The 26177-nt window shown below is 66.2% G+C and carries 19 protein-coding genes; 9 read left to right on the top strand and 10 right to left on the bottom strand.

All coding sequences use genetic code 11. The features are described 5' to 3' along the window. Positions 1-32: 32 nt before the first annotated feature. The 4 genes from C935_RS0109250 to smc form a co-directional block, all read right to left on the bottom strand. A complete protein-coding gene (locus C935_RS0109250) occupies positions 33-1949 on the bottom strand; it encodes a nucleoside-diphosphate sugar epimerase/dehydratase (RefSeq protein ID WP_018862219.1) in 1917 nt (638 codons plus the stop codon). A gap of 333 nt (positions 1950-2282) precedes the next feature. Then, positions 2283-4379 carry an NAD-dependent DNA ligase LigA gene (ligA, locus tag C935_RS0109245; protein WP_026278744.1) on the bottom strand — a complete coding sequence of 699 codons (2097 nt, stop codon included), beginning with the start codon at positions 4377-4379 and terminating at the stop codon, positions 2283-2285. Continuing rightward, the gene (locus C935_RS0109240) at positions 4376-5569 is read right to left on the bottom strand and encodes a cell division protein ZipA C-terminal FtsZ-binding domain-containing protein (RefSeq protein ID WP_018862217.1); all 1194 of its coding nucleotides are present in this window, start codon (positions 5567-5569) and stop codon (positions 4376-4378) included. The genes ligA and C935_RS0109240 overlap by 4 nt, the downstream gene beginning before the upstream one ends. 62 nt (positions 5570-5631) lie before the next feature. After that, the gene (smc, locus tag C935_RS0109235; RefSeq protein ID WP_018862216.1) at positions 5632-9126 is read right to left on the bottom strand and encodes a chromosome segregation protein SMC; all 3495 of its coding nucleotides are present in this window, start codon (positions 9124-9126) and stop codon (positions 5632-5634) included. A 164-nt stretch (positions 9127-9290) separates the two neighbouring features. Here smc and queF point away from each other — a divergent pair, with 164 nt between their 5' ends. From queF to cysZ, 4 genes are all read left to right on the top strand, one after another. Further along, positions 9291-9713 (top strand): preQ(1) synthase, encoded by a 423-nt coding sequence (queF, locus tag C935_RS0109230; RefSeq protein WP_018174047.1) that lies wholly within the window; start codon positions 9291-9293, stop codon positions 9711-9713. A gap of 9 nt (positions 9714-9722) precedes the next feature. Then, positions 9723-11021: an FGGY-family carbohydrate kinase gene (locus C935_RS0109225; RefSeq protein ID WP_018862215.1), complete on the top strand. Its 1299-nt coding sequence runs from the start codon at positions 9723-9725 to the stop codon at positions 11019-11021. Positions 11022-11266: 245 nt separating this feature from the next. Further along, positions 11267-11476 (top strand): DUF3185 family protein, encoded by a 210-nt coding sequence (locus C935_RS0109220; RefSeq protein WP_018862214.1) that lies wholly within the window; start codon positions 11267-11269, stop codon positions 11474-11476. 56 nt (positions 11477-11532) lie between these two features. Beyond that, entirely contained in the window at positions 11533-12207 is a 675-nt protein-coding gene (gene cysZ / locus C935_RS0109215; RefSeq protein WP_081616595.1) for a sulfate transporter CysZ, read from the top strand. Between the two features lie 18 nt (positions 12208-12225). Here the strand turns inward: cysZ and C935_RS0109210 are convergent, their stop codons facing one another. Next, positions 12226-14451, bottom strand: a complete 2226-nt coding sequence (locus C935_RS0109210) for a TRIC cation channel family protein (RefSeq protein WP_026278742.1) — start codon at positions 14449-14451, stop codon at positions 12226-12228. Between the two features lie 130 nt (positions 14452-14581). Here C935_RS0109210 and C935_RS0109205 point away from each other — a divergent pair, with 130 nt between their 5' ends. Both C935_RS0109205 and C935_RS0109200 read left to right on the top strand, forming a co-directional pair. Next, positions 14582-15649 carry an ABC transporter substrate-binding protein gene (locus C935_RS0109205; protein WP_018862211.1) on the top strand — a complete coding sequence of 356 codons (1068 nt, stop codon included), beginning with the start codon at positions 14582-14584 and terminating at the stop codon, positions 15647-15649. Then, complete coding sequence (locus C935_RS0109200) at positions 15636-17609, top strand: SpoIIE family protein phosphatase (RefSeq protein ID WP_018862210.1); 1974 nt, start codon at positions 15636-15638, stop codon at positions 17607-17609. The genes C935_RS0109205 and C935_RS0109200 overlap by 14 nt, the downstream gene beginning before the upstream one ends. On the opposite strand, the gene C935_RS0109195 is transcribed toward C935_RS0109200, so the two are convergent. The 3 genes from C935_RS0109195 to C935_RS0109185 form a co-directional block, all read right to left on the bottom strand. Continuing rightward, entirely contained in the window at positions 17606-19708 is a 2103-nt protein-coding gene (locus tag C935_RS0109195; RefSeq protein WP_018862209.1) for a DUF1631 family protein, read from the bottom strand. The genes C935_RS0109200 and C935_RS0109195 overlap by 4 nt on opposite strands. 446 nt (positions 19709-20154) lie before the next feature. Next, complete coding sequence (locus tag C935_RS0109190; RefSeq protein ID WP_018862208.1) at positions 20155-20481, bottom strand: non-heme iron oxygenase ferredoxin subunit; 327 nt, start codon at positions 20479-20481, stop codon at positions 20155-20157. Positions 20482-20538: 57 nt separating this feature from the next. Further along, positions 20539-20904 carry a hypothetical protein gene (locus C935_RS0109185; RefSeq protein ID WP_018862207.1) on the bottom strand — a complete coding sequence of 122 codons (366 nt, stop codon included), beginning with the start codon at positions 20902-20904 and terminating at the stop codon, positions 20539-20541. Positions 20905-21001: 97 nt separating this feature from the next. Here C935_RS0109185 and C935_RS0109180 point away from each other — a divergent pair, with 97 nt between their 5' ends. Further along, positions 21002-21550 (top strand): pyridoxamine 5'-phosphate oxidase family protein, encoded by a 549-nt coding sequence (locus C935_RS0109180; RefSeq protein WP_018862206.1) that lies wholly within the window; start codon positions 21002-21004, stop codon positions 21548-21550. Between the two features lie 8 nt (positions 21551-21558). Here the strand turns inward: C935_RS0109180 and C935_RS0109175 are convergent, their stop codons facing one another. Further along, positions 21559-22014, bottom strand: coding sequence for a YaiI/YqxD family protein (locus C935_RS0109175; RefSeq protein ID WP_018862205.1), 456 nt, complete (start codon positions 22012-22014; stop codon positions 21559-21561). Between the two features lie 160 nt (positions 22015-22174). On the opposite strand from C935_RS0109175, the gene C935_RS13075 reads away from it, so the two are divergent. Then, the gene (locus tag C935_RS13075; protein ID WP_018862204.1) at positions 22175-22351 is read left to right on the top strand and encodes a PLDc N-terminal domain-containing protein; all 177 of its coding nucleotides are present in this window, start codon (positions 22175-22177) and stop codon (positions 22349-22351) included. 30 nt (positions 22352-22381) lie between these two features. On the opposite strand, the gene C935_RS0109165 is transcribed toward C935_RS13075, so the two are convergent. Continuing rightward, positions 22382-23824, bottom strand: coding sequence for a P-loop NTPase (locus C935_RS0109165; protein ID WP_018862203.1), 1443 nt, complete (start codon positions 23822-23824; stop codon positions 22382-22384). A gap of 195 nt (positions 23825-24019) precedes the next feature. On the opposite strand from C935_RS0109165, the gene C935_RS0109160 reads away from it, so the two are divergent. Further along, entirely contained in the window at positions 24020-26146 is a 2127-nt protein-coding gene (locus tag C935_RS0109160; protein ID WP_018862202.1) for an HDOD domain-containing protein, read from the top strand. Positions 26147-26177 lie beyond the last annotated feature (31 nt).

Raw genomic sequence — 26177 nt, 5'->3', positions numbered from 1 at the left:
GCAAGCCCGCATGCGAAAGTTGGCCCCGTTGCTCACCCCGATGGCAAGCCCATACGTTCGAGCGTCTGCGGGGAATGCTCCGCTGGTGAGTACTCGTGTACGACGCCACGGAGCGTTGTGCAGGCTTGTTCGGTATCCATTTCGCGGTCCGCTTGGTCGAGTTGTGCGAGCGCGGCGCGAACATCGGCAGGGGCAACACAGTCCTCGCGAGCACGCATGATCCGCGGGTGCACGGTAGCTTCCACATTGTCGCCGATCAGCAGCTCCTCGTAGAGCTTCTCGCCGGGACGCAATCCGGTAAACACGATCTCGATGCCGTCTTCGGGGTAGCCGTCTTCCTTCACCTGACGTCCGTGCAGCCGGATCATTCGACGTGCCAGGTCGACAATACGTACGGGTTCGCCCATATCCAGCACGTAGACCTCGCCCCCCTGGGCCATCGCCCCGGCCTGAATCACCAGCTCGGCCGCTTCCGGGATCGACATGAAATAGCGAGTGATTTCGGGATGGGTAACGGTGACCGGACCGCCATCGCGGATCTGCTGATGGAACAACGGCACCACCGAGCCCGAGGAGCCCAGAACGTTGCCAAAGCGCACCATACTGAAGATGGTGTCGCGCTTCTCGCGGGCGCGGTCCTGCAGGACCATTTCGGCCATGCGCTTGGTCGCGCCCATTACGTTCGTAGGCCTGACGGCCTTGTCGGTGGAGATCAGGATGAAGCGCTCGACCCCGGCTTCGATGGCAGCATCCGCGAGGATGGCCGTGCCGAACACATTGTTCCGCACGCCTTCGATCAGATTGGCTTCCACGATCGGCACGTGCTTGTAGGCGGCGGCGTGATAAAGCGTTTGCACCCCGTATTCGCTCAATACGGCGGAAACCCTGCGTGGATTGGCAACGGACCCGAGAATGGCGTGAATCGCGGGCATCCGGCCAGACGGCACCGATCGCTCCAGCAGCTCGCGTTCAATGCTGTAGAGCGCGAACTCGTTGCGTTCATAGAGCACCAGTGCGGCGGGTTCCTCCAGCACGATGCGGCGGCACAGCTCGGAGCCAATGGAGCCGCCGGCGCCCGTGACCATGACGACACGGCCCCGAATACTGCGCTGCAGCAACTCGGGCTCGGGCGGGACCGGATCTCGACCGAGCAGATCCGCCACATCGATATCTTCCAGCTGTTCCAGGCTGGCCTGTCCAGAGACGACCGCCTCCATCGACGGCACGGACTGAACATACAGGGGCAGGTGTTCCAGCCTTTCCAGGATGTGCCGACGCTCGTTGCGGGTGGCCGAGGGAAGCGCGAGCAACAAACGCCCCACACCGAACCGATCCACCACGCCGGACAGTTGCTCCGGAGAATGAACCGGTACCCCGTCGATCGAACTACCCTGCAGCGCTCGATCTTCATCCACGAACGCCACAATGCGGAAGCGGCCGCCCGCCTTGAGCGCCGACAGGAGCTGGACCCCTGCCTCGCCGGCGCCATAGACCACAACTGGCTCGGCCCCTTGTGCAACATCCACGACCGAGCGATACCAGGCTCGCACCAGGAAGCGGCTGCCACCGACATAGAGAAAGGCCACAATGGCGAAGTTGATCGGTACCGAGCGCGGGAACCCCTCCAGCTGGGCAATCGCGACGGACGCCCATATGACCATCGCCAGCACCACGACCCCGGACCCTACCGCCCAGATAGCGCGTGACCCCATGAAACGCACGACGGCACGGTACAGGCCCAGACGGGCAAACAACGGGATCCCCACGATCACGATCAAGGGGAAAAGCCACCAGGCCTGCTGCATGACCGGAGGGAACGGCTCGGCCAGGCGGATCATGAAACCCGACCACAGCGCGAGTGGCAGCATGACTGCATCGGCCGCAATCATCAGCCAGCGCTTCTTGCCGCGCGGCAGCCTCAGCAGACGTTCCAGCCCACGGTTCAACATAGTGTGATGTGCCCGTCCGGCATCCTGATCGTGGCCTCAAGCCCTGTCGACAAAACCCAGCCCGACCACACTACATCAAGTGCCGGACCCTGGCGCCCGCCGCACTCCATCGCGGCGCGCGAAGCATAAGCAACCCCTGATGAAAATGCATCCATCCAGCGCCCCAGGCCATCGCTACACCCCCTGTAGGAGGCGAGCCTCTCGCCGATAGGGTGCTGGATACGCCCCATCGGCCAGAGGGCTGGCCTCCTACGCAAGACACCCCCCGGTAGGAGCGCAGCCCCCTGCGCGATGCGATGCCGGACACGCCCCATCGGCCAGGGGGCTGGCCTCCTACAGGGGGGATTCGTTGAGGAGCTCGGCGAGGTCGTCGGGGCCGAGGATGGGGATGCCGAGGGATTCGGCCTTGGTGACCTTGGAGCCGGGGTCGGCGCCGGCGATGACTGCGGTCGTCTTCTTGGAGACGGAGCCGGTGACCTTGGCGCCGCGGGCCTCGAGGGCGGCTTTGGCTTCTTCGCGGGTCATGGTGTCGAAGCTGCCGGTCAGGACATAGGTGTTGCCGGCCAGTGGGGTCGCGTCGCTCGATTCTGCCGCTTGCGACCGCGGCGGGTCGGGCCAGTGGACGCCGGCGTCGCGCAGGGCCTGGATCACGTCGCGGTTGTGGGGCTCGGCGAAGAAGTTGGCGATGTGTTCGGCGACGATGGGGCCGACGTCCGGAACCTCCTGCAGGGCCTCGGCATCGGCCTGCATCAGTGCGTCCAGGTCACCGTAGTACGTGGCCAGGTTGCGGGCGGTGACCTCGCCCACCTCGCGGATGCCGAGGGCGAAGATGAACCGCGCAAGCGTGGTCTCGCGCGCCTGTTCCAGGGCATTCACGAGGTTCTCGGCGAGCTTGGGGCCGACCCGCTCCAGGGCCTCCAGGCGTTCGGCGTCCAGCGCGAACAGGTCGGCCGGGCTTTGCACGATGCCGCCATCGGCGAGCTGTTCGATCAGCTTTTCACCGAAGCCTTCGATGTCCATGGCCCGGCGCGAGACGAAGTGCTTGAGGGCCTCGCGGCGCTGCGCGGGGCAGACGAGCCCGCCGGTGCAGCGGGCGACGGCCTCGCCCTCCGGGCGTTCGATATGCGAATCGCACTCCGGGCAGCGCGACGGCATCTCGATCGCGCGGGTGTCCTGCGGGCGCTCCCCGCCGGCGCGGCCGACCACCTCGGGGATCACGTCACCGGCGCGGCGCACAATCACGCGATCGCCGATGCGGATGTCCTTGCGCGCGATCTCGTCCATGTTGTGCAGCGTGGCATTGCTGACCGTGACCCCGCCGACCAGTACCGGCTCCAGCCGCGCGACCGGGGTCAGCGCCCCGGTGCGGCCGACGCGGAAGTCGACGGCGCGCAGCGTGGTCGTCTGCTCCTCGGCCGGGAACTTGTGGGCGATGGCCCAGCGCGGCGCGCGCGAGACGAAGCCCAGTTGCTGCTGGTCCTCCAGCGAGTCGACCTTGTAGACGATGCCGTCGATCTCGTAGTCCAGCTCGTGACGGCGCTCGGCCAGGCGCTCGTAGTAGGCAAGGCAGCCCTCCGCACCCTCCAGCACTGCCCGCTCGGGGCAGACCGGGAAGCCCAGGTGATGCAACCAGTCCAGCGTTCCGGACTGGGTGTCCGGCAGCGTGCCGCCCTCGACATGGCCGATGGAGTAGGCAAAAAAGCTCAAGGGGCGCCGCGCCGTCACCTTCGGGTCCAGCTGACGCAGACTGCCGGCAGCGGCGTTGCGCGGGTTCATGAAACCGCGCTGGCTATCGGCCTCCAGGCCCTGGTTAAGACGCACGAAATCCGAGCGGCGCATGAACACCTCGCCGCGCACCTCCAGCACGCCCGGCGCATCGTCGGTATAGCGATCGCCGAGATGCAGCGGGATCGGGCGCACGGTGCGGACATTGCCGGTCACGTCCTCGCCGGTCTCGCCGTCGCCGCGCGTGGCGGCCTGCACCAGGCGGCCGTTCTCGTAGATCAGGCTGATCGCCAGGCCGTCCAGCTTGGGCTCGGCCATGTAGGCGACGGCATGTTCGACACGGTCGGGCTCGCCGGTCTGCTTCGCCAGGCGCTCGCGCACGCGGCGGTCGAAGTCGCGGATCTCGTCCGCTTCGAAGCCGTTGGCCAGCGACAGCATTGGCAGGCGATGCCGCACCGTGTCGAAACCGGTGGCTGGGGTGCCGCCGACACGCTGGGTGGGAGAATCCGGGGTGACCAGCTCGGGGTGTTCGGCCTCGAGTAGTTCGAGTTCGCGCATCAGTGTGTCGAACTCGGCGTCGGAGACCTCCGGGTCGTCGAGGACGTAGTAGCGGTAGTTGTGGTGCTCGATCTGGCGCCGCAGCTGCTCGACCCGTTCGCCCGCCTCCCCCACCGCGCCCCCCCGGGACGCGGAGGGGGAACTCACCGCGCCCTCCGCCGCCGCAGCAGATCCGGGCGGTGGCGCATCAGCCACTCGTTCAGGTCCTCGCGCATGTAGGCAAGCGTCTGGTTGGTGGCAGTGGACTGCTGGGCATCGAGGATGGAGCCGCCCAGATCCCGCGCCAGGCCGTGCGCATTCTCCAGCAGCGCCTCGAACGCGCGTTGCGGATCAGCGCTGTTATGCACCTGCACGAACAACGTGATGCCAGGGGTCATCGTGTCCGTCAGATCCTGTTCGCGCAGCGTGCCCGGCGGCACCATGTTCGCGGCGGAGAACAGCGCCTGGCGGCTGTCGATCTCGGCATCGTGGTAGTGGTAGATGTCCATCGCGCCCGACTTGAGCCCCGCGCGCTGCAGTGCAGCCCCCAGGGCCACGCCGGTAAACGGCCGGTTGCGCGGCGCGACCACATGCAACAGCAGGATCTTCTCGTCGGAACTCGGTCCACCCCGTAGAGGATTGCGCCCGACCACACGGGGTTCGGACACATGTTCGCCCAGTGTTTCCATGTCGGGGGACGGTTCCTCGATCAGTTCGGGGTCCACCTCGTGATCCGGGTGCAGTTGCTCGCCGAGCGTCTCTTCCGCACGCGGGCGACGCAGACGAACACTGCGCAGCGCGGCGATGCCCGAGCGCATGCGACCACCCAGCTCGTCCATCATGCTCTTCGCGGTTTCCGCGGCACGGGATTTGGGGCGACGGCGTGGCGCGTCCTCCGGGTCCGGTTCGAACGCGCCATGCGGCGGTGGCGGAACCGGCTCTTCGTCGTTGTCCAGGACGCCGTAAATATCCTGTGCTCGATCGGCATGCCGCTCGCCCGTGGCCAGGAGTTCGTCGTCCTCCGCCGAGGTCACACCCAGATGCGGCTCCGCGCGCTCGCGCTGGGGAATGCGCACATCGTCGAAGCCCTCATCGGAATCCACTTCCTCGGCATCCCGCGTGTACTCGCGCGAGGTTTCCAGTGGATCGGCCCAGCCTGCTTCTGCCCCCAGACTGTCGGTTTCCCCCTCCCGGCGTCGCGGACGGGCATCGTCCTGGGCGCGAATGTGTACGGCATCGTCGCTCCAGTCCGTGGCGTCATCATCCAGATCCGGCGCGCGATCGCGCGTGCGCAGGCGATGGGCCATCCAGATACCGGCGACCAGTACGATGCCCAGGATCACCAGACTGATGCGCATCCAATCCACTCAATACCTCGTCATTACGTGTTGTACGGCCGCGCGAATTCGGACGGAACCGCTCAGGCCTCGGCCAGTTCCACGGCCTCGTCGATGTCCACGCTCACCAGACGCGAGACCCCCGGTTCGTGCATGGTAACGCCGATCAGCTGTTCCGCCATCGCCATCGTGGCCTTGTTATGGGTGATGAAGATGAACTGGATCTGCTCGGACATGTCCTGAAGCAGCTCGCAGAAGCGCCCGACGTTGGCCTCGTCGAGCGGCGCATCCACCTCGTCCAGCATGCAGAAGGGTGCCGGATTCAACTCAAAGATAGCGAACACCAGCGCCGATGCTGTGAGCGCCTTCTCGCCTCCGGACATTAGATGGATGGTGGAAAGCCGCTTGCCCGGCGGGCGGGCCATGATGTTCACGCCGGTATCCAGCAGGTCGTCGCCGGTCATCTCCAGGCGCGCCTCGCCGCCGCCGAACAGGCGCTGGAATTTCTGCCCCAGCCCGGCGTTCACCTGATCGAAGGTCTGCTTGAACAGCTGGCGCGTCTCGCGGTCGATGCGGTGCATCGCCGCCTCCAGCGTCTCCAGCGCCTCGATCAGATCGGCATGCTGCTCTTCGAGATAGCGTGAACGTTCCTCCAGGCTGCGCGCCTCGTCGATCGCCGCCAGGTTGATCGGTCCCAGGCGTTCGATCTTGCGGTCGAGCTCCGCAATCGCCTGCTCCCAGGCCGGGACGGTCGCATCCTCCGCGAGCCCCTCCGCCAGCGGCCCGGCCTCGAACCCCGACTCCTGAAATTGACTCTTCAACTGTTCGATCTGCACCGAGCGTTCGCGCTGGTCCAGGCGCAGCTCCTCGCAGGTGGAACGCTGTGCCTCGACACGGCTGTCCAGCTCGCCGGCCTGCGTGGCCAGCTCGCGCAGCCGCGCATCGCAGGCCTCGAGATCCGCGCGCGCCCGGGTCAGCCGTTCTTCTGCCTGCTGGCGCTGCTCCGCGGCAGCCTGCAGATCTCCGCGCCATTGCTCCAGCGGCCCCTCGCGCCCGGCCAGGCCCTGCTGCAGCTTCTCCAGGCGCTCGCGATCCTCCGCGCGCTGGCGTTCCAGACGTTCGCGTTCGCTTTGCTCGCGCTCCAGCCGATGGCGCGCCTCCTGCTCCGCCATCCGCGCCCGCCCAGAGACATCGCGCGCCTCACGCACCGCATCGCGGGCCTGACTATGGGCGTCGCGCGCGGCCTCCAGCCGACTCTCCAGCGTTCCGCGGTCGGCCTCCAGTGTTTCCAGCGTGGCGAGGGCCTGGTTGCGCTCCTGCTGGGCGGTCTCGAACTGCTCCCGTGCGCGAACCGTTTCTTCTTCCAGCTCGCCCGCCTCGCGATCGATCCGCGCCTGCTGCTGTTCCAGCTGCCGGGCCTGATCGCGCAGACGCTGGATCCGCCGGTCGCGTTCGTCGATCTCGCCCTGCTGCTCACGCAGCTGGGCATCCAGCCGATCGCGCTCGGCCTGTGCGGCATCGATGGCCTCGCCCCGTTCCGCCAGGGTGGCCTGGTGCTGCTCGATCTGACCCTGCAGCTGCTCTTCCTGTTCGCGCAGCTCGCGCGCCAGGCGCACCCGCGCGACCGCGCCGGAGGCACCGCCTTCCAGCGTGCGGTGGGCGACCCACCCCGGCCCCATCCAGGTACCGTCGGGCGTGATCACGCTCTCGTCCGGTGCGAGGCTCGCAACGCGGCGCCGAGCCTCGTCCAGATCCTGCGCACAGTGAATGCGTGACAGCCACTGCGTCACGGCCGCGGAGCCGCGCACGCGGACGGCGAGCGAGTCGTCCGAGATCGCCGCGCCGGCATCCGTCTGCGTACTCACCAGACGCAGCGCGGCATCTGGCCAGTCTTGCGTAGCCTCGGGTGCGTCCAGCACGGCAGCCTCCAGCCAGGCCCCCAGCACCAGCTCCACGGCCGTATCCCAGCCGTCGTCGACCTCCAGCTGCTGCACCAGGGGCCGCGAGAGGTCCAGCCCCTGTTCGCGCGCCCAGGCCTCGCGGCGCTCGCGCGTCTGGGCGGGGTCGTCCTCGCCGGCGAAGTGCTCCAGCCCCGCCAGACGCCCCGCGACCTCGCGCGCCTCGCGCTCGGCCTGGTGCAGGGCGTCGCGGGCTTCGCGGCGGGCCTCGTTGAGCTGGTTCAGTTGTTCCTGTTGCTGCTCGCGCTGCTGACGCAGCTGCTCCAGGCGCTCGGCCAGGGCATCGCGCTCGCCCTGCAGCCGTTCGGCCTCCTCGCCGGGATGGGTCTGCGGCAGGGCCGCGCGCTCGGCGTCGAGGCGTTCGCGGCGCTGCTCAAGGCGCGCGAGCTGGTGCTCGGCGTGATCCATGCGCGAACGCGCGAGCTGCGCATTCTGGCGCGGCTCGGCCAGGGCGCGCTCCCACTCGGACTGGGCCTCGCGCGCGGCCTGAAATTCCGTTTCGGCCTGCTCCGCCGCAGCCTCCAGCCGTTCGCGCTCGGCCTCCGCGGTCTCTGCCTCGTGCTGGCGCTGGTCGCGCTCGTGTTCGGCCTGGGCAATGCGCTGCTCCAGTGCCGCAAACGCCTCGCCGGCCGTCTGCAGACGCTGTTCCAGCTGCTGCAGCTCGGCACGCTCGCGGGCCAGTTCGTCCTCCGCATGGCGGATCGACTGTTCCAGGCGCGAGACTTCGGCCGCGCGGTCGTAGTAGGCGGACTGCGCCTCGGTGGTGGCCGCCTCCAGGTCTACGCGCGTCTGGCGTTGTTGTTCGGTTTCGGTGCGCACCTTTTGCGCCTCCGACTGCATGCCGGCCAACTGGGTCTCGGCCTCCTGCAATCGACGCCGGCTCGCCTCCAGTTCCTGTTCCTGCGCACGCAGACGCAGCAGGATCGCCTCGGCGCGTTTCTGCCGCCGCTCGGCGGCGAGGGTCTGGTACTGCTCGGCCGTGGCGGCCTGGCGATTGAGGCGTTCGGCCTGCTTGGCGACTTCGTCGCGCACGTCGTCCAGGCGCTCGAGGTTCTCGCGGGTGTGACGCACGCGGTTCTCGGTTTCGCGTCGGCGCTCCTTGTACTTGGAGATGCCGGCGGCCTCCTCGAGATAGACCCGCAGTTCCTCGGGGCGCGCGTCGATCAGGCGCGCGATCATGCCCTGCTCGATGATCGCGTAGCTGCGCGGGCCGAGGCCGGTGCCCAGGAACAGGTCCACCACGTCGCGTTTGCGGGCACGCTGGCCGTTGAGGAAGTACTTGGACTGGCCGTCACGCGTCAGCGCCCGGCGCACGGCGATCTCGCCGTAGGCGCTGTACTCGCCGCCCAGGCGGCCATCGGAGTTGTCGAAAATCAGCTCGATCGAGGCCTGCCCGACCGGCTTGCGGCTGGAGGAGCCGTTGAAGATCACGTCCTCGCTGGAGTCGCCGCGCAGGTGCTTGGCCGAGGACTCGCCCATCACCCAGCGCACGGCGTCGATGGTGTTCGACTTGCCGCAGCCGTTCGGCCCGACGATGCCCACCCGGTTTCCGGGCAGCACCAGCGTCGTCGGGTCGACGAAGGACTTGAAGCCGGCCAGCTTGATTCGGGCGAGTCGCACGTTCGGCGTAATCCGCGGTCAGGACACTCGGGGGTAGAATGGTACACGCTTGTGCCGGTAACGTGACCGTCCCGTTCACCATCACAACATAACGCCTGTGAAAGCCTGCTTGCAGGTGTGCCCGTCCGCAGGCGGGACCATTCATTCGGAAACGAGAAACGTAGATGCCCAGCCAGCCGAGCAAGACTCTGGAGACCTTCGACAACCCGGCGCCGGAGAACGATTTCGCGATCTATATCCGCATCCCGGAGTTCACCTGCCTGTGTCCGGCCACCGGCCAGCCCGACTTCGCGGAACTGCACCTGGAGTACGTGGCCGACCACAAGTGCGTGGAGCTGAAGTCGCTGAAGAACTATATGTGGTCGTTCCGTGACGAGGGGGCCTTTCACGAGGCCGTGACCAACCAGATCCTGGCGGATCTGGTCGCGGCAACCGAGCCGCGCTTCATGCGCCTGACCTCGTACTTCAACGTGCGCGGCGGTATCTACACCTCGGTCGTGGCCGAACACCGCCAGCCCGGCTGGACCCCACCGGAGCGGGTCACGCTTCCGCCTCCGGGACGCAGCCCGCTGCATTCGGGTCTCTAGCCGAGTTCCATGCACGCGATTGGCCTCGACCTGGGGACTTCCGGCATCCGCCTGGCGCTGGTGGACCCGGACGGCGCACGGGTGTACTCCGCCTCACGGGATCTCCCGGAACCGGAAGCCGACGGCGACGGCATCGCGGAACAGGACCCTGCCCAGTGGTGGACCCTGGTGCGCGACCTGCTGCGCGAGGCCGCGGAACACCTGAAGGGCGAGCCCGTGGCGATCGCGGTGGACGGCACCTCTGCCACGCTGTTGTTCCTGGATGCCGACGGCCGGCCGGTACGCCCGGCGATGATGTACAACGACGCCCGCGCCATCGACATGACTGCGATCCTCGCCGGGGTCGCGCCCAGCGGGTCGGCCGTGCACAGCCCCAGCTCCTCGGCGGCGAAGCTGCTGTGGGTGCGCCGCCACGAGAGCCTCTCCGGCGTGCGCCGCGTGCTGCATCAGGCCGACTGGATCGCCGGGCGCCTGCGCGGACGCTTCGACGTGATGGATGAGAACAACGCCCTGAAGCTCGGCTATGACGCCCTCTGGCACGGTTGGCCCGACTGGCTGGAGGACATCCTGACCACCGATGCCAATCTGCTGCCGGAGGTTGTACCGGCGGGAACGAACCTGGGGCCGGTCGCCCCGGAAATGGCGCAGCACCTGGGCCTGAACCCGGCCTCGCGGGTGATTGCCGGGACCACCGACAGCATCGCCGGCTTTCTCGCCTCCGGCGTGGAGGACGACCGCACCGGCGTCACCAGCCTGGGTTCGACCATGGTGATCAAGCAGCTCTCGTCGGAGCCCGTGTTTGCCCCCGAGCTGGGCATTTACAGCCATCACCTGTTCGGCCAATGGCTGATCGGCGGTGCCTCCAACAGCGGCGGCGCGGTACTGCGCCAGCACTTTGACGACGACACGCTACAGCGACTCAGTGAGCAAATGGATCCGGATACGGACACGGGTCTCGATTACCTGCCTCTGCCCCGACGGGGCGAGCGCTTTCCGGTCAGTGATCCGGAACTGGAACCCCGCCTTACGCCACGCCCGGATGAAGACGCGCGCTTTCTCCAGGGGCTGTTCGAGGGGATCGCGCGCATCGAGCGCGACGGCTACCGGCGTCTGACGGAGCTCGGGGCTCCACGCGTGGAGCGCATCATCACGCTCGGTGGCGGGGCCGCGAACCCCACATGGACGCGCATCCGCGAGCGCATCCTGGATATCCCGGTGATGGCCGCAGACAACGACGACGCCGCACACGGTGCCGCACGCCTGGCGCGCATCGGCATGGATCTGGAGGCTTTCTCGCCTTCTCGCTGAGGGCCAACGGCGATCGGCCAGAGGGCGGGCCTCCTACGCAAGACACCCCCTGTAGGAGCGCAGCCCCCTGCGCGATACAACGCCGGACAAGCCCATCGGCCAGAGGGCTGGCCTCCTACGCGGGACACCCCTGCGCGACAGGGCGCCGGACAGGGAAACTGGCGTTTCTCGGGATACGTCACCGCCAGCGCCGGATATCAGTGCTACATTCAGGCAAAGCACCACAACAACAAAAGGACGCAAACATGCACTGGAGTCGTATTCTCGGAATCGCCCTGCTGGTGGGTGGCGTCATCCTGCTGGTGATGGGGTACAACGCAACGGACAGCCTGGGTGAGGAGTTGCACGAAACCTTCACTGGGCGCTACACCGACGAGACCCGCATGTATCTGATTGGCGGCGGGATCATGGCGGTGGTCGGCCTGGTCCTGACGCTGTTCGGGGCCCGCCGCTGAATCAGCGGGCAAGGCCTCTCTCGCCGCTTTACGCGTTCCTCGCCCCGTTCCGGGGCCTGACACGCGTGCACGAACCCGCCCTGCGCGGGCTCGTGATCATTCCGCTGATCATCAACATTGTGCTGGTGGGCGCCCTGGTCGCGGCCGCCGCCGTGGGCTTTGACGCTCTGCTGGCCGCCTGGCTGCCGCAGGCCTGGGACTGGCTGGCCTGGCTGCTATGGCCGCTGTTCGCCCTGTTCCTGCTGCTGGTGATCGGGATTTCCGCCGTGGCCCTGGCCGCGATCGTGGCCAGCCCCTTTTCCGGGCCGCTTGCTTACCGCACGGCAGAAGGACTGGGCCACCCGCCCCAGGCGGAGCCCCGCTCGCTGACCGGGGAGTTCGTACATGCGCTTGCCACCGCTGCGCGCAAGCTCGGGTATTACGCCCTGCTGCTGATCCCGGTGCTGATCATCACCTTCGTGCCCGGGCTCAACCTGCTCGCGCCCGCAGCCTGGTTCCTCTATGGCAGCTGGGTCCTGGCGGTGGAGTTCATGGAGGTTCCGCTGGCCAACGACGGCCTGGCATTCCATGCAGTGCGCCAGCGCCTGCGGGCGCGCCGGCTGCAAACCCTCGCGTTCGGCGCCGGGACGACCCTGCTGGCGATGGTGCCCCTGGTGAACCTGCTACTGGTGCCAGCTGCGGTGGTCGGGGCCACGCATCTGCGCACCCGCCAGTTGGTCGCAACCCCGTAAATCACGGGCAGACGACGGTCAGTCGGCGCGCAAAAAGCGTTTCTGGAGTGCGCGCCGATCACGCTGTACCGGGCTCGGCGTCGGTTCGAGCCTTCGCTCCGCGTACTCCGCCAGCATCCAGAGCATGCGTTCGACGCGGTGCGTTCGCTGCAGCACGCGATCCAGTGCACTCCCGGGCTGGAAATGATCGGGGTCGAGGTAGCGGGCACGCAGGGCATCGAAGCGGCTGCGCTGATTGGCCGTCATGTCGCGCAGCCATGCCAGGTCGTCGTGGTCCGTGGAACTCACGGCCATGGTCGCGGTATCCAGCAGACCGCGCAGGGCCTCGAGAACGCGCCCTTCCAGGGCCCGCGCCATCTCGTCGGCCGCGGTTTCGGCGTCGGTCGCGGTCTCACGCAGGTGGTCATACATCTGCTGCTCCAGACGCGCGACCAGCCGAAAGCGGTCACGCAGGGCCTCGTGCCGGCGCGCGGCGGCCTCCAGCAGGGGCTCGCCCGCCAGCCGGTCCAACTCGGCCAACACCGGCTGCAGCAGGTATTCGAAATCCTTGTGCAGGCGTTCCAGCTCCCCGGGCTCGGCCGGGCGAGCTCGCCCCTCGGCATCCTCGGTGAGGTAGGAAGTCAGGCTCGACCAGGCCTCGGTTTCGCGGCGTACCAGTGCATCCAGACGCCGTTCGGGCAGGGTATGCGGGTCACCCATCTGCAACGGGTTGGGACGACCCCAGTAGAGAACTCCAAGACGCGCCAGGAACAGCAGCACGATCACCGCATGCGTCGCGATCAGGATAAACCCGAGGCTCAGCTCCACCGGGGGCCAGAGCAGGATCAGCGAATAGAGAATGCCGCCCAGGACCGAGATCTCGGCGAAGGAGTCGCGCTTGAGCATGTCGATATTGAAGTCCGAGCGCACCACATCGCGCATGATCACGCCGAACGAGGCGGTCACCACGGCCATTACCGGGCCCCAGAGCCACAACGGGCTGGCCTGCGACTCGACCGCCACCCCGACCCCGATCACGGTGAACGAGGCCACTGCCCAGGCATCCAGTCCACGCTGCAGATTCCCCACGACGCGCCCGCCCAATCCCTTCCGCTGCCGCGCCAGAAGTTCCTGGACGACATGCCAGCGCACCAGCACATGGTCATGCAGCTTGTACAACACGAAGCCGACTCCCACGACAACAATCGGGACCAGCAGGAACTCCGGCGTCTCGAAGATGAAGATCGGGTCGCGGCCCAGCAGCAGATCGCGCAGCACGCCGCCACCGATGGCCGGCAGCGAGGCCAGGACCAGGGCACCGAACAGGTTGTAGCGTTCGCGCCGGGCGAGGATCAGCCCGGAGGCGGAAAACGCGAGGATCCCCAGCAGGGTGAGCGTATTGAACCAGGTCTCGCTGGTGGCCATTGAGAGAAACGCGGGCAGCACATGCTCGACTTCCAGCGCGACAATCCGGCGGCTGTCCTCCAGTGCCTGCAACTGCGAGTTGAACTGCTCGACGAAGGACTCGGGGACCGTGGCGCGGGAGAACATCACGCGCACGCCAACGGCGCCCAGGTCCAGGGGATGCACCTGAATCAGACGGGCGCGATCCGTTCGTGCCAGCAGCAGATCCACAATCACGGGATCCGCGACAAAGCCATCAATCCGGCCCTCAACCAGCGCCTGGATGTGGGCCTCGTCACCGGCGGCGGGGTACAGGCGCGCGTCCTCCCCCGGATCCGCGACCAGATCGGCCAGCTCGCTGGAGGCGTAGGCATAGCCCGTGGTCACACCCAGCCGGAAGTCTCCGTCCCGTACCGCACGGACCAGGGCCGTGCGGTCCTCGAACACGTAATCACCGCGCTCGCCGGCGCGCACATAGAGGGCGTTCCGTTCCTGGCGGTAAGGCCGCGAATAATGCGCATAGTCGAGGCGCCCGGGCTCGAGATAGGTACCGACGACAAAGTCGATCGCACCGTGGCGCAATGCGGTGAGCTGCTCGCTCCAGGCAAGCGGTACGAACTCGGCGCCATGCCCGACACCGGCCAGCGCCTCCTGCGCGACCAGCACGTCGAGCCCGGTCGGGGATCCCCGGGACGCGCTGTCGGAATCGGCCTGATACGGGGGACGCTCGAACCAGCCAGAGCGCAGCACGTCCGGTGCCGATTGTTGCGTGATCGGGATCGGGGTACCGATATCGGCTGCGGACGGGGACGAGGATGCAACGGCGGTTAACGGCGCGAGGACTGCCAGTGCCAAGGCCATCCACATAACCCCTAACCCACACGCGACACGCGAACGCCACTCTCCCAGCATTCCCCGATACCACCACTCCCGTATAACGCCCGTCTGACGCCCGGCGCGCGCCCGGGTGCGCCCACCGGGACACCCCGGTATGCTGTCGCCGTCTAAGACCGTCACGGCCTGCCCCTTCTCCATGGACGCTGCATACGCACGATTCCCCAATCCGGCGGCCAATGGCTTCCGCCTCCCCCGGTGCCGCGCCGTTGCCCTGGTGGCGGCCCTGCTCCTTTTCACCAGCACCGCAATGGCCGGCACGCAGACCCTGCGCTTTCAACCCCACTGGGTACCCCAGGCGCAGTTCGCCGGCTTTTACCTTGCCAAGGACATGGGGTGGTACCAGAACGCCGGGGTGGAGCTGGAAATCCTCCCGCACGGCGCGGAGCACCCCGCCCCCGCCACACTGGCCAACGGAGAGGCCGATGTGGCTCTGCTCTACCTCACGCAGGCACTGGAACTCCGCGAACAGGGCGTGGACGTGGTCAACGTAGCACAACTGATCCAGGACTCCTCGCTGGTGCTGGTGTCCCTGGCGGAATCCGGGATCATGGTACCGGAGGATCTCGACGGACGGCGCGTCTCGCGCTGGGCCAGCTTTAGCCTCCAGCCGGAGGCCTTGTTCCGCACCTACGGGGTAGCGCCCGATACGGTCGACCAGGGAGCAACGATGGCTGCATTGCGCACCGGTGCCGTCACGGCGGCAATGGCAACGCGGTACAACGAGTTGGTGGACCTGTATCTATCCGGTCTGGACCCGGACGAAATCGACATCATGCCGCTGGAAGATCACGGCGTAGGCCTGGCCGAAGACGGCATCTACGTCCTGGAATCGACGCTGCGCGAACATCCCGACGCCATCCGCTCGTTTGTCGAGGTTTCCCTGCGCGGTTGGGAGCACGCATTTGCCCATCCGGATGCTGCGCTGGACGCGGTGATGGATCGCATCATCCGCGCCGGGGAGCCGACCAACCGCGCCCACCAGCGTCTGATGCTGGAGGCGTTACGGCCGCTGTACCTGAAAGACGAGACCCTGCGGGGGCCGCGCCTGAACCGGCAGGACTACCAGCTGGCCGTCAGTCTGATGCGCAACCTGGGGCACCTGGAATGGGAGCCCGTGCCGTACGAACAGTTTCACCGGGACGTGATGCATGAACGGCCGTAAGAGCCTCGCGGTCCGCCTGGCGCTGGTCACCCTGCTGACGACCGGCTCGATCTTTTTCGTTTCCTCCGGCGCGCTGTATTTTCTGGTGCGTGACATCATGCTGGAGCACGCCGAGGACCAGGCACGCGAGCTGACTCACGCGACGGCCAACCGCATCCGTTCGTCGCTGAACGAGGTGGCCGGGTCGGCCCAGGGCCTCGCCAGCGCCCTGAACTCGGGACAGATCCGGCCCGATGGCCTGTTCCCGGTGCTGGATGACGTGACCCTCCAGTCCGATGCCGTACAGGGCGCCGCCGTCACCTACGAGCCCTATGCCGCCGACCCCGACGAGCGCTACTACGGCCCGTTTTCCTACGAGACGCCGGATGGCGTCGCGCGGATGAAACTGGGCGGCGACGACTTCGACTACTTCACTCGGGACTGGTACCAGATCTCGGCACTCACGCGTAGCGGCTTCTGGACCGAACCGTTCCCCTCGGCCGCCGACCCGAACCGGCTGATCACCACCCACTCGCGCCCTTTCTTCGACCCCGACGATACGGACAAACTGCGCGGCATCGTCACCATGGACATCGAACTGCCGGCTTTGACCGAGCGGGTCGACGAAGTGGAGATTTTTGACACCGGCTTCGCCTTTCTGGTCAGCCCGCGCACCCGGTTTATCACCTACCCGCAGCGCGACTGGATCATGCGCGAGAGCCTGTTCAGTCTGGCCGAGACACTCGGTGAACCGGATTTGCGCGAGCTGGGCCGACACATCCAGCGTACCGACGAAGGATTCACGCGCGTTCCGAAAGCACTCCTGGATGAGCCGGCACGGCTCTACCATGTGCGCCTGCCCGAGACGAACTGGGCAGTGGGCGTGATCATCCCCGAACGCGAGCTGTTTGGGGACATCCTGCGGGTGATGCACTGGGTGCTGATCATCGCCGCAATCGGCTTTTTCATTCTGCTCGGCACCATCATCGGCATATCGCGCGGGATTACACGGCCATTGAAGGGCCTGGCAACCAGCGCCGGCGAGATCGCCCGCGGAAACCTGGAGCGCCCGCTGCCAGCGATCCGCACCGGCGACGAGGTGGGCCAGCTCGCCCATTCACTGGACGAAATGCGCCTGTCGCTGAAGGACTACATCAATGACTTGACCGCGACCACCGCCGCCAAGGAGCGCATGGAAAGCGAGCTGAAGATCGCACGCAACATCCAGATGAGCTTCCTGCCCAAGCGGCTCGACCTGTCCGACCTGGACGTGGGCATCGATCTCGCGGCGCGCCTGATACCGGCCAAGGAGGTCGGCGGTGACCTGTACGACTTCTTCCCCCTGCGCGAGCACAACGCCCTGTTCTTTGCCGTCGGCGATGTCTCCGACAAGGGCGTGCCGGCCGCGCTGTTCATGGCTGTGACCAAGACTCTGGTCAAGGGCATCGCCGAGCAGGACCCGCGCGATCCCGGCGAGATCCTGACCCGAGTCAATAACGAGCTGTGTCTGAACAACGAAAACGGCATGTTCGTAACCTATCTGTGCGGGGTGCTGGATCTGGGCACTGGCGAGGTCCACTTTGCCAACGCGGGCCACAACCCGCCGCTGATCCGCCGCGCTGATGGCGCGTACGACTGGCTGAGGCTGCCGCCGGGGCTGGTCCTGGGAGCGATGGAAGACATGGAGTACCCGGTGCACACCGTCCAGCTGGCACCCGGCGATTCCTTGCTGCTGTACACCGACGGGGTCACAGAGGCGGCGGATGCGGCGCAGAGTCTCTACGACGAACAGCGGCTGTTCACACTGTTTGGTGAAATTGCCGCGCGCCCGGCGCGACAGCAGGTCGATGCGATACTGGAATCCGTCGCGAATTTCGCCGGCGGCGCCACACAGGCGGATGACATTACCGTGCTGGCGCTACGTTACTGCCCAGGGGACAGGGAGGCCTGCCAGGGAGATGCCCCGGCCGATCGGCGCTAGCGGATCATGGCGTCCAGTGGGTTATCGCGCGGTAGCGCGCGCATCCGACCTTCGCGCATTTCGTGCGCCACACCCTGCAGGCTGTGGCGACGGCTGGTCACGCCGTCCAGCGACAGGAACAGAAAGCGCCGCGTCGCTTCGCCACGCCAGACCAGCGCCATACGCTGTGCCTCGCCCGTGGCCTTGTCGGCAAACTCGAACCAGTCACCGATACGAATACGCGTCGCCTCGAACACATAGGTATCGTCCTGGTCCGCCAGCAGGTCTGGGTCGTCGTCCTCGAAGCGCACGGAACGGCGCGCCCGGATACGTTCCTGCGGATCGAAGCGGGGCTCGTCCCCGGAGGCCCGGATCCGTTGCAGGTGCGCCTGCCCAAGGTGCTGCACCACGGCCTTCACGCGTTCTTCGGTAACACCGGCGTCGCGCGCGGTCGCGACGATGCGTTGCACCATCGGGTTGACCTCCTGCGGGGTCGCCCGATTACAGATCGCCTTGGCCACGTCCTTCACCGTCTGGTCCAGTTGCTCGGCCGCGTCACCATCGGCGGCCAGCAGATCTTCCCAAGCCTCGGCGATCTGCTCGGCCGAGCGCTCCGGAAGCTCCGCACCCGTCTCCAGTACGCAGATCGTCAGGCTGCGCCGGGCGCGCGCGGAGCGCTCTTCCTGACGCAACGGATCGATGTGGAGGTCCTGCTGATCCTGCCAGCGCGCATCCTCCTCCTCGATCGCCGCCAGCCAGTCGTCCAGCAGGGCCTGCGCGGCGTCGCGATCCATGCTGTCGGCCTCGTGGCGCAGCCGATTCACCGAGTCCTGGATGTGCTGCAGATAGGCCTCGATCGCTTCGTTGCCCTCGGCCTGGTCATCGGGGCTGACGCGCACACCGGTATTGATCAGGCTGCCGATCCACAACCGGAGCGGGTGCGAGCGATCGCGGAAGAAGGCGAGATCCCGGATCACCACGCGCGCCAGCGAAAACTGCATGTCCGCGATGGCCGCCCGCACGCGCGAGTTGAACCCGACCTGCCGAAAGATGTGATCGAACATCCCCTGCAGCAGATCGAGGATGAACGGCGTCAGCGATTCGCGCGAAAAGTCCGCGGACTCCGGATCGGTGCGTGCACCACCGGCACCCGGAACAGCCCCGCCCCCTTCCGGCACGCCGACCGCATGGGGCGAACTGGCAGGCATGCCCTGCGCCTGGACCATTCCCCGCGCCCATTGGGCCCAGGCGGCAGGATCGGCATCCGGCGTCGGCATTTCGCGCGACCCGGCAGTAGCCGCGGCTCCCAGGCCCAGCGCCGCCATATCGCCATCGTCGGAAGAGTGCGCCGGGCTTTTCGGTTTACTGGTCGCGGTGTACTGGGCCCAGCTCGCACGTTGTTGGGGCACGCTCTCCGCTGTCTGTGTCTCCGGGTTTCGCGGCGGCTCCTTGACCAGACCGCACTCGTCAATGGTTTCCACCACGAATGCCAGCATCGGGGCCCCGGTACGGCCCATGCACTGCACATAGGCACGCATCAGGTCCAGGGTCATCGCCGTACGGCCAAACTGGCGCTCCGCCGCCTCGATCAGGCGTTCGTACCAGTGCAGCGGTGACCACGGCGCCCAGCCCGGATGCTCGAAACGATGTTCCTCACGCGCGGCCTGCTGGAACATGTAGTACGAATAGCGATTGTGCTCGCGGATCACGCCTTCGAGCTTGTGACGCAAGGAACGCCGAGTACTCTGGTAGTCGTCGAGGATTTGCAGACCGGAGTCATTCCCCGCATAGCGCGTCCCGGAGAAATCGTACTGGGGCGGATAGGTGGTAGTACGCAGATCGCGCTCAAGGGCCTCTTCGAACTCCCGTCGCAGCACGTACTGGTACGCCTGAAGCTGGTTGGCCCACTCGACCGCATCGCCCGCGTGTTCCCCCCAGGCCCGGCCGGCATCCCACTCGGACGCGACCCAACCCATGCATTGGTCCAGGTGATCGACCACGCGCGGGGCGATGCCCCCCGCCAGTTCTGCGCGCTGAACCTCGGACAGCCCCGACAGACCACTCCAGATCGCCGTATCGTCGTGGTACTGACCTCGTTCCTTCGAGTCCGATCCCGCCATGCGTTCCGCCTTCGCGACCGGCCGCGACGCGGCCGTTAGCCCGGTGTTAGGCAGCTAGTGTACAGATCGGGAAGCGGTATAACAGCTACAATTTCCGTTTTTCGCCGCGAACGGGTGTGGAAATGGGTCACCTAGGGAGACGCTGATTGAATCGCACGTCCGCGTTGGTGCCCCCTGTTTTCCGAGACAAGGCGCGTTGTGCAGCGGGTAGTGGTTCTACCCGCCCGTTGCTGATTGATTCGGGGCGCAACGCAGGATCGGGGAACAGGGGGCACCAACCCCACAAGCCATTGAAAGCAGGGGCTCGGCCGCCCGTTGTTGATCAAAAACGGGCGCGGGAACGGCGTTGCGGCTCCTTTGTGCAGAATGACTGCACGGCCGTCACCGCGCCTTGTTCCCACGCAAAAGCGACTTGAGCGCGGACGCGCGATTAAATCAGCGTCTCCCTAGTCGTCCAGCGGCTCGGAACCCACCTGCACCATGCCGTCATGCACACGGGTGGGGAAGCGGGTCAGGGGGTCTTCCGCCGGAGGCTCCATGACCTCGCCGGTGCGCAGGCAGAACTGGGCCTCGTGTAACGGACAGGTGATGCAGTCGTCATCATCCAGTTCGCCATCGGCGATGGGCACCTCCTCATGCGTACAGAGGTTTTCCACCGCGTAGAACTCGCCAGCCAGGTTGAAGATCGCGACCTCGGTCCCCGCCGTCTCCACCAGGCGGTGGTCGCCGTCCTCGATACTGTCCGCCGGTGCCACGTCGATCCAGTCGCTCATCGTTCCCCCGAAGATTTCCGAGTCGGTTGTGTCATTTCCGGGCCCACGCTCCCCATGTCAGTGATTGGCGTCCAGCGCCGCCGTTGCGGCCGGATCGATCTCGATCAGTCGCCCTTCCTCCGGGTGGTAACTGAAGCGTCCAACCACGCGGATGTGTTCACCCAGCCGGTCCGATACCTCTTCGTGCGGCTCGACCGCCACGCGGTTTACATCCTCGTCCTCCAGCCAGTAGTGGTAGCGCTCGGGATCCTCGTCGAAACGCTTGACCACACCTTCGGTCTGCACCAGTTCGCCGTTGAACTCGGCAGCCGCCCCTGCGAGCTGGGCCAGAGTCACCTCCGAGACGCGCTCCCCGCCCCCACAGGCGGAAAGACCGAGTACCAGCAAAGGAACCAGGGACAGGGGGCGTAGCAGAGTCGTCATGAGCATCTCCGGACAGAACTAACCTTGTAGTAATCTACCGAGGGTATCGAAACACGCTTTCGACGTCCCGATTCACCCTGCCGCAAGCGGTAATGCGATGGCCAAGACCTTTCCCGAGCTGGATGAACGGCTCACCACCTTTATCCATGAACAGCCGGTGTACTTCGTGGGGTCGGCACCCCTCGCAGCCGACGGGCACGTAAACCTGTCCCCCAAGGGACTGGACACCCTGCGCGTTCTCGGTCCTCATCGGGTGGCCTATCTGGACCTGACAGGCTCGGGCAACGAAACCTCCGCTCATCTGGCCGAAAACGGCCGCATCACGCTGATGTTCTGCGCCTTTTCCGGAAAACCGAAGATTTTGCGGCTGTACGGCCAGGGCAGGAGCGTGCTCCCGTCCGACGCTGACTGGGACGCACTGAACAGTGCCTTTCCGGAACATCCGGGGACGCGTCAGATCGTCGATGTCGAGATCCACCGCATCCAGACCTCCTGTGGGTTTGGCGTCCCCGAGGGCGAGCTCCGGCCACGCGCCACATTGACCGAGTGGAGCGAACGCAAGGGCCCGGAAGGCCTGAAACGCTACTGGGAGGAGAAGAACGCGGTCAGTATCGATGGACTGGACACGCCGCTAGGGAAACACTGATTGATCAGCTAACGAGTTTTCGCCTGACGCGTCAGCAGGCGGTCGAGCTGGTTGGCAAAGGCCTGGCGATCGGCCTGGCTGAACGCCGCCGGGCCGCCCGTATCCACACCACTGGAACGCAGGGTCTCCATGAAATCACGCATGCTCAGGCGCTCGCGTATCGTGCCCTCGGTATACAGTTCGCCGCGCGGATTCAGCGCCTGGGCGCCCTTGGCGATGGCCTCGGCGGCCAGCGGTATATCAGCGGTGATCACCAGGTCACCCGCCTCCAGCCGCCGCACGATCTCGTTGTCCGCCACGTCAAAGCCGGCGCCGACCTGAAGGGAGTCGATCCACTTCGAGGGCGGCGTCCGCAGGGGCTGGTTGGCCACCAGCGTCAGCGGTACCTGGGTGCGCTTGGCCGCCCGGAACAGGATCTCCTTGATCACCGCGGGACAGGCGTCCGCGTCTACCCATATCTTCATGCTCATCGATCGCTGGCCCGAGAAAGTTCCGCAGCATAGTCGGTTCGGCGATCGGGGGCACACTCCACCACTTGCGGGTTGGCCGTGACCCCATCCCTCGTGCCACGGTGATACGCTCAACGGAAACGACGCACCCGCGTACGTCGACAAGGAGCACCCCATGGGTATCGAAGTCACCGGAATTCTCGGTCTGATCTGGCTGATCATCGTGATCTGGGCCATCGTCCGTACCGCACAGAGTCCGGCGGGGCCTGTGGTCAAGCTACTGTGGATTCTGATCCTGCTGTTCCTGCCGGTGTTGGGCCTGATCGCCTGGCTGCTCCTCGGGCCGAAGTAGTCCAGGGCCCCCGCCGGGGGAGACGCTGGGCTAGTCGCCGTCCCCGCGTCGCTCCAGTTGCTCGATCAGTAGCTGGCCTTCGGCCCGCGAATCGCGCAACCACTCCAGCAAAGCCTGCTGAGACCCGAAGACGGCCACGTCCACGCGGTGTACGGCATCGGGTTTCGTGTTCGGCGTTTTTCGTTCACTGACCGCCAGCGGGCCATATCGGCCAAAATCCGGCGTTACGACGTTATCGGTTGCAGGCCCCTCCTGGACAACACCCCCGTCTCCCGATTCGTCGCTTCCTTGGCGATCCAGACGCTCGTGGATACGGGCCAGCACGCCTTCACAGGTGCCGGGATGCTGAATGATCCACTCGATCAGGGCCTCGGGATCCACCGCGGGGATGCCAAAACGATCACGGTAGTCGGCTTCCAGTGCCTGGATCCATTCGGCCATTGCACACGGCTCGTCGAGCTCGCTTGCCAGACTGCGAAACTCCTTACGCAAGGCCTCGAATCGTTCCTTCACGCTATTGCGGGATCCCGATACCGGCGCGTCCACAGGCGGAGTGGAGTCCGGTTCCGCGGGTAACTGCTCCGATGCCGTTGCAGCGGCCCCGGAATCCGCATCCGCGGGCTCTTCCGGCCTGGGCGCACGCAACAGCTGACGAAACCAGAAGCGGCTGAACGACGAGCGGTTCGAGGAATCCCAGGGCAGCTCGTTCAGGGCCTGTGCAAGCCGCTGAAACGGGCGCACCGACGGATCATGCTCCGAGAACATCGCCACGGGGTGCTGCAAGGTCACGGCCGCCCGCAGGCTTTCATCGCGCTGGATAAAGCCGAGAAAGCCCACCGAGATCCCCAGGTACTTTTCCACCGCGCCGCTGAAGCGCTGATAAACGGCACGCGCCTCGCTGATATCGGCCACCATGTTCACGACCACCTGGCAATCCACCGGATGCCGGCGCAGCGCGACTTTCAGCAACGAGAAGGCGTCGGTGAGCGACGTCGGCTCCGGCGTGATCACCAGCAGCGCCTGATGCCCGGCCGCGACGAAGTCCAGCGTGGTGTCGCCAATCCCCGCGGCGGTATCCAGGATCAGATCATCGAAATGCTGCTCGATCCGCGCCAGCTCGGTCACCAGCCGCCGCTGCCGCGCAGCCGACAGCTCCACGCAATCGCGGATACCCGAAGCCCCGGGGATGATCTTCATCCCGTATGGCCCATCGAGCAGGATGTCCTCGATCGGGCATTCCCCGGCCAAGACGTCCGCCAACCCCTTTTGTGGGTGCAGCCCCAGCAGGATATTGACGTTTGCCAGCCCAGTATCCGCATCCAGGACACATACCCTGCGTCCGGCCCGGGCCAGCGTGATCCCCAGGTTGACCGCGATACTGGACTTGCCCACCCCTCCCTTGCCACTGGTGACCGCGAGCACGCGGGGTATCGATATCGGCGTACGGTTACTGTCGGACTCCGGGTGATTCATGGGCTTCAAAGCCTCCTGCCTCTCGAACGGCCTCACGGACACCTCACACTTGATCTAACGGAATCGCTGGCACAAGGCAAGTCCGAGCAGTATAGTCAGGAACCAGAAGGCCTTTGCGGCGCGGTGGACCACGCGGCGGACCGGCCACGGATCGGGGAAATTGAAGGGCACCGTCTCAGGTCCCCGGGGAGGAGCATGGCCACGGCGTATACGGCAACGGAAACGGAGACGATTCCCAGCCTCCCCCAGGCTCTGATTTCCGTTCTGGATGCCAGCCAGGCAGGCGAGGCCGATTTCGAGGCCCTGAGCCGGGCCATTCTTCGCGACACGGGCATGACCAGCCGACTCCTGGCCGCAGCCAACTCCCCCTTCTATTACCGCGGCTCGCCGTGCCGCACCATTGACCGCGCCCTGTTCAGCCTCGGGCTGGACACCGTGCGCAGCCTGGCGCTGACCGCTGCGATTCAGCAACTTTTCGGACACTACCAGCCCCGGCATCGCAGTGCACTGCGGATCATCTGGCGCCAGGCCCTGACCACTGCGATGCTCGGCCAGGTCCTCGCCTCGCTCACACGCTACCCACGGCCCGAAGACGCCTACCTGGCGGGATTACTGGTCGACCTCGGCAAGCTGATGCGCCTGGCCACCGACGAGGCCAGTTACTGGCCGGTGCTCGAGGGCAGTGCCAATGATCGCGAGCTGGTGGACCGTGAACGCGAAACCTACGGTCAGCACCATGCGGAGCTTGCTGCCCAGCGCCTGGGCCAGTGGGGTCTGAATGGCTTTGTCGCCGATGCCGTACGCTTCCATCTGGAGCCCACCGACCAGGTACGCGATGCACACCATCTGGTCAAGGTCACTCATCTCGCCCACCGTCTTGGCTGCGAAGACCCCGATGACTTGAGCGACCCGGCGCTCGCTGCAGCACATGACCTGTTTGGCCTCAACGAGGGCTTGACGCGAGAGCTGCGCAAGCGGATCGAAGACGACGTCGAGCGGGTGGCGGGGTCGCTCGGGATCGAGCTGGATTCGAGGCCGGACCCGGCACAAGGCGACGAGACCGATCCCGATCAGGCCGCGCGCGAGGCATTGGGGATGCGCGTACGCGACCTGACCGAGCTGGAACGGCTAACGGGCGAGATGCTCCGCACCGAGGGCCCACACGAGCGGGCCCGGGCCGCCCAACGAACCCTGTTCCTCACGCTGGGCCTCGAGCGTAGCCTGATTTTCCTGACGGACACCGATGGCATGTCGGTTTCCGCATGGCTCGACGAAGAAGACGAACCCGACTTCACACTGCCCCTGCTCCCCGGACGGAGCCTCGTGACCGACACCCTGCTGGAACGCGAGATGCGCCGCCACGAACTCGCCACCGAGACGGCGGCTCCGGTAATCGATCAGCAACTGTTTCGGTTATGCGAGGCCGAGATCCTCTGGGCCTTTCCCCTGCTGGCCGATCGCCAGGCACCTCCGGCAGGCGTACTGATACTCGGGCTGGACACGGCGCGGGCACAGGCGCTCGAAGAGCGCAGCGAGTTCATTCGGGCGCTGGCGCGCGAGATTGCGCGTGCGCTTGTGGCGCCCGACACCCCACACGTGGAACCGCTTGAGCGAAGGCGCAGCGACCAAGCGACTCAGCAGCGAATCCGCGAGACGCTGCACGAAGCGGGCAACCCGCTCAGCATCATTCAGAACTATCTGGGCGTACTGAACGCGAAGCTGGGCGAGGAACACGAAGCCAACCACGAGCTGGCCCTGATCAAGGAAGAGATCGATCGCGTCGGACGCATCCTGCTGCGGCTGCAAGACCCCAACCGGGACATCACGGGGCCGACGGCAACGTTGAATCGCCTGGTCCAGGACGTGGCCGAGATCGTGGATCATTCGCTTTGCCGCACGCGCGGGATCCGCATGGAGCTCGACCTGGCACCCGGCGACCCGCCCCTGTCCGTCCCCAGCGACCATGTACGCCAGATACTGACCAACTTGCTCAAGAACGCCGCCGAGGCACTCGAGTCCGGAGGCTGCATTCGCTTGCAGACCCGGGACCCCGAGGACCTTCACGGACAACGCGTGGTAACCCTGGTTGTCGCAGATGATGGCCCGGGGCTTCCCGAGGAGGTTCGCGCGGCGCACTATCGCCCGGTCAAGTCACAAAAAGGCGCAAGTCATGCAGGACTGGGCCTGAGCATTGTCCGCCGCCTGGCGGACGAGATCGGCGCCCACATCCACTGCGACAGTGACCGCGAAGGAACGCGGTTCGAAATTCGTCTTCCGCATCGCGAAACCGAAGCGGGAGAGGTCGGAACGGGACAGGGATAGTCCGCAAACGATGATGCGAGCCTACGGCGGG

Source organism: Thioalkalivibrio sp. ALJ3, assembly GCF_000377205.1.
Classification (GTDB): Bacteria; Pseudomonadota; Gammaproteobacteria; order Ectothiorhodospirales; family Ectothiorhodospiraceae; genus Thioalkalivibrio.
Note: the sequence above shows the minus strand (reverse complement) of the source record. Positions and strands in the feature narration are given on the sequence as shown.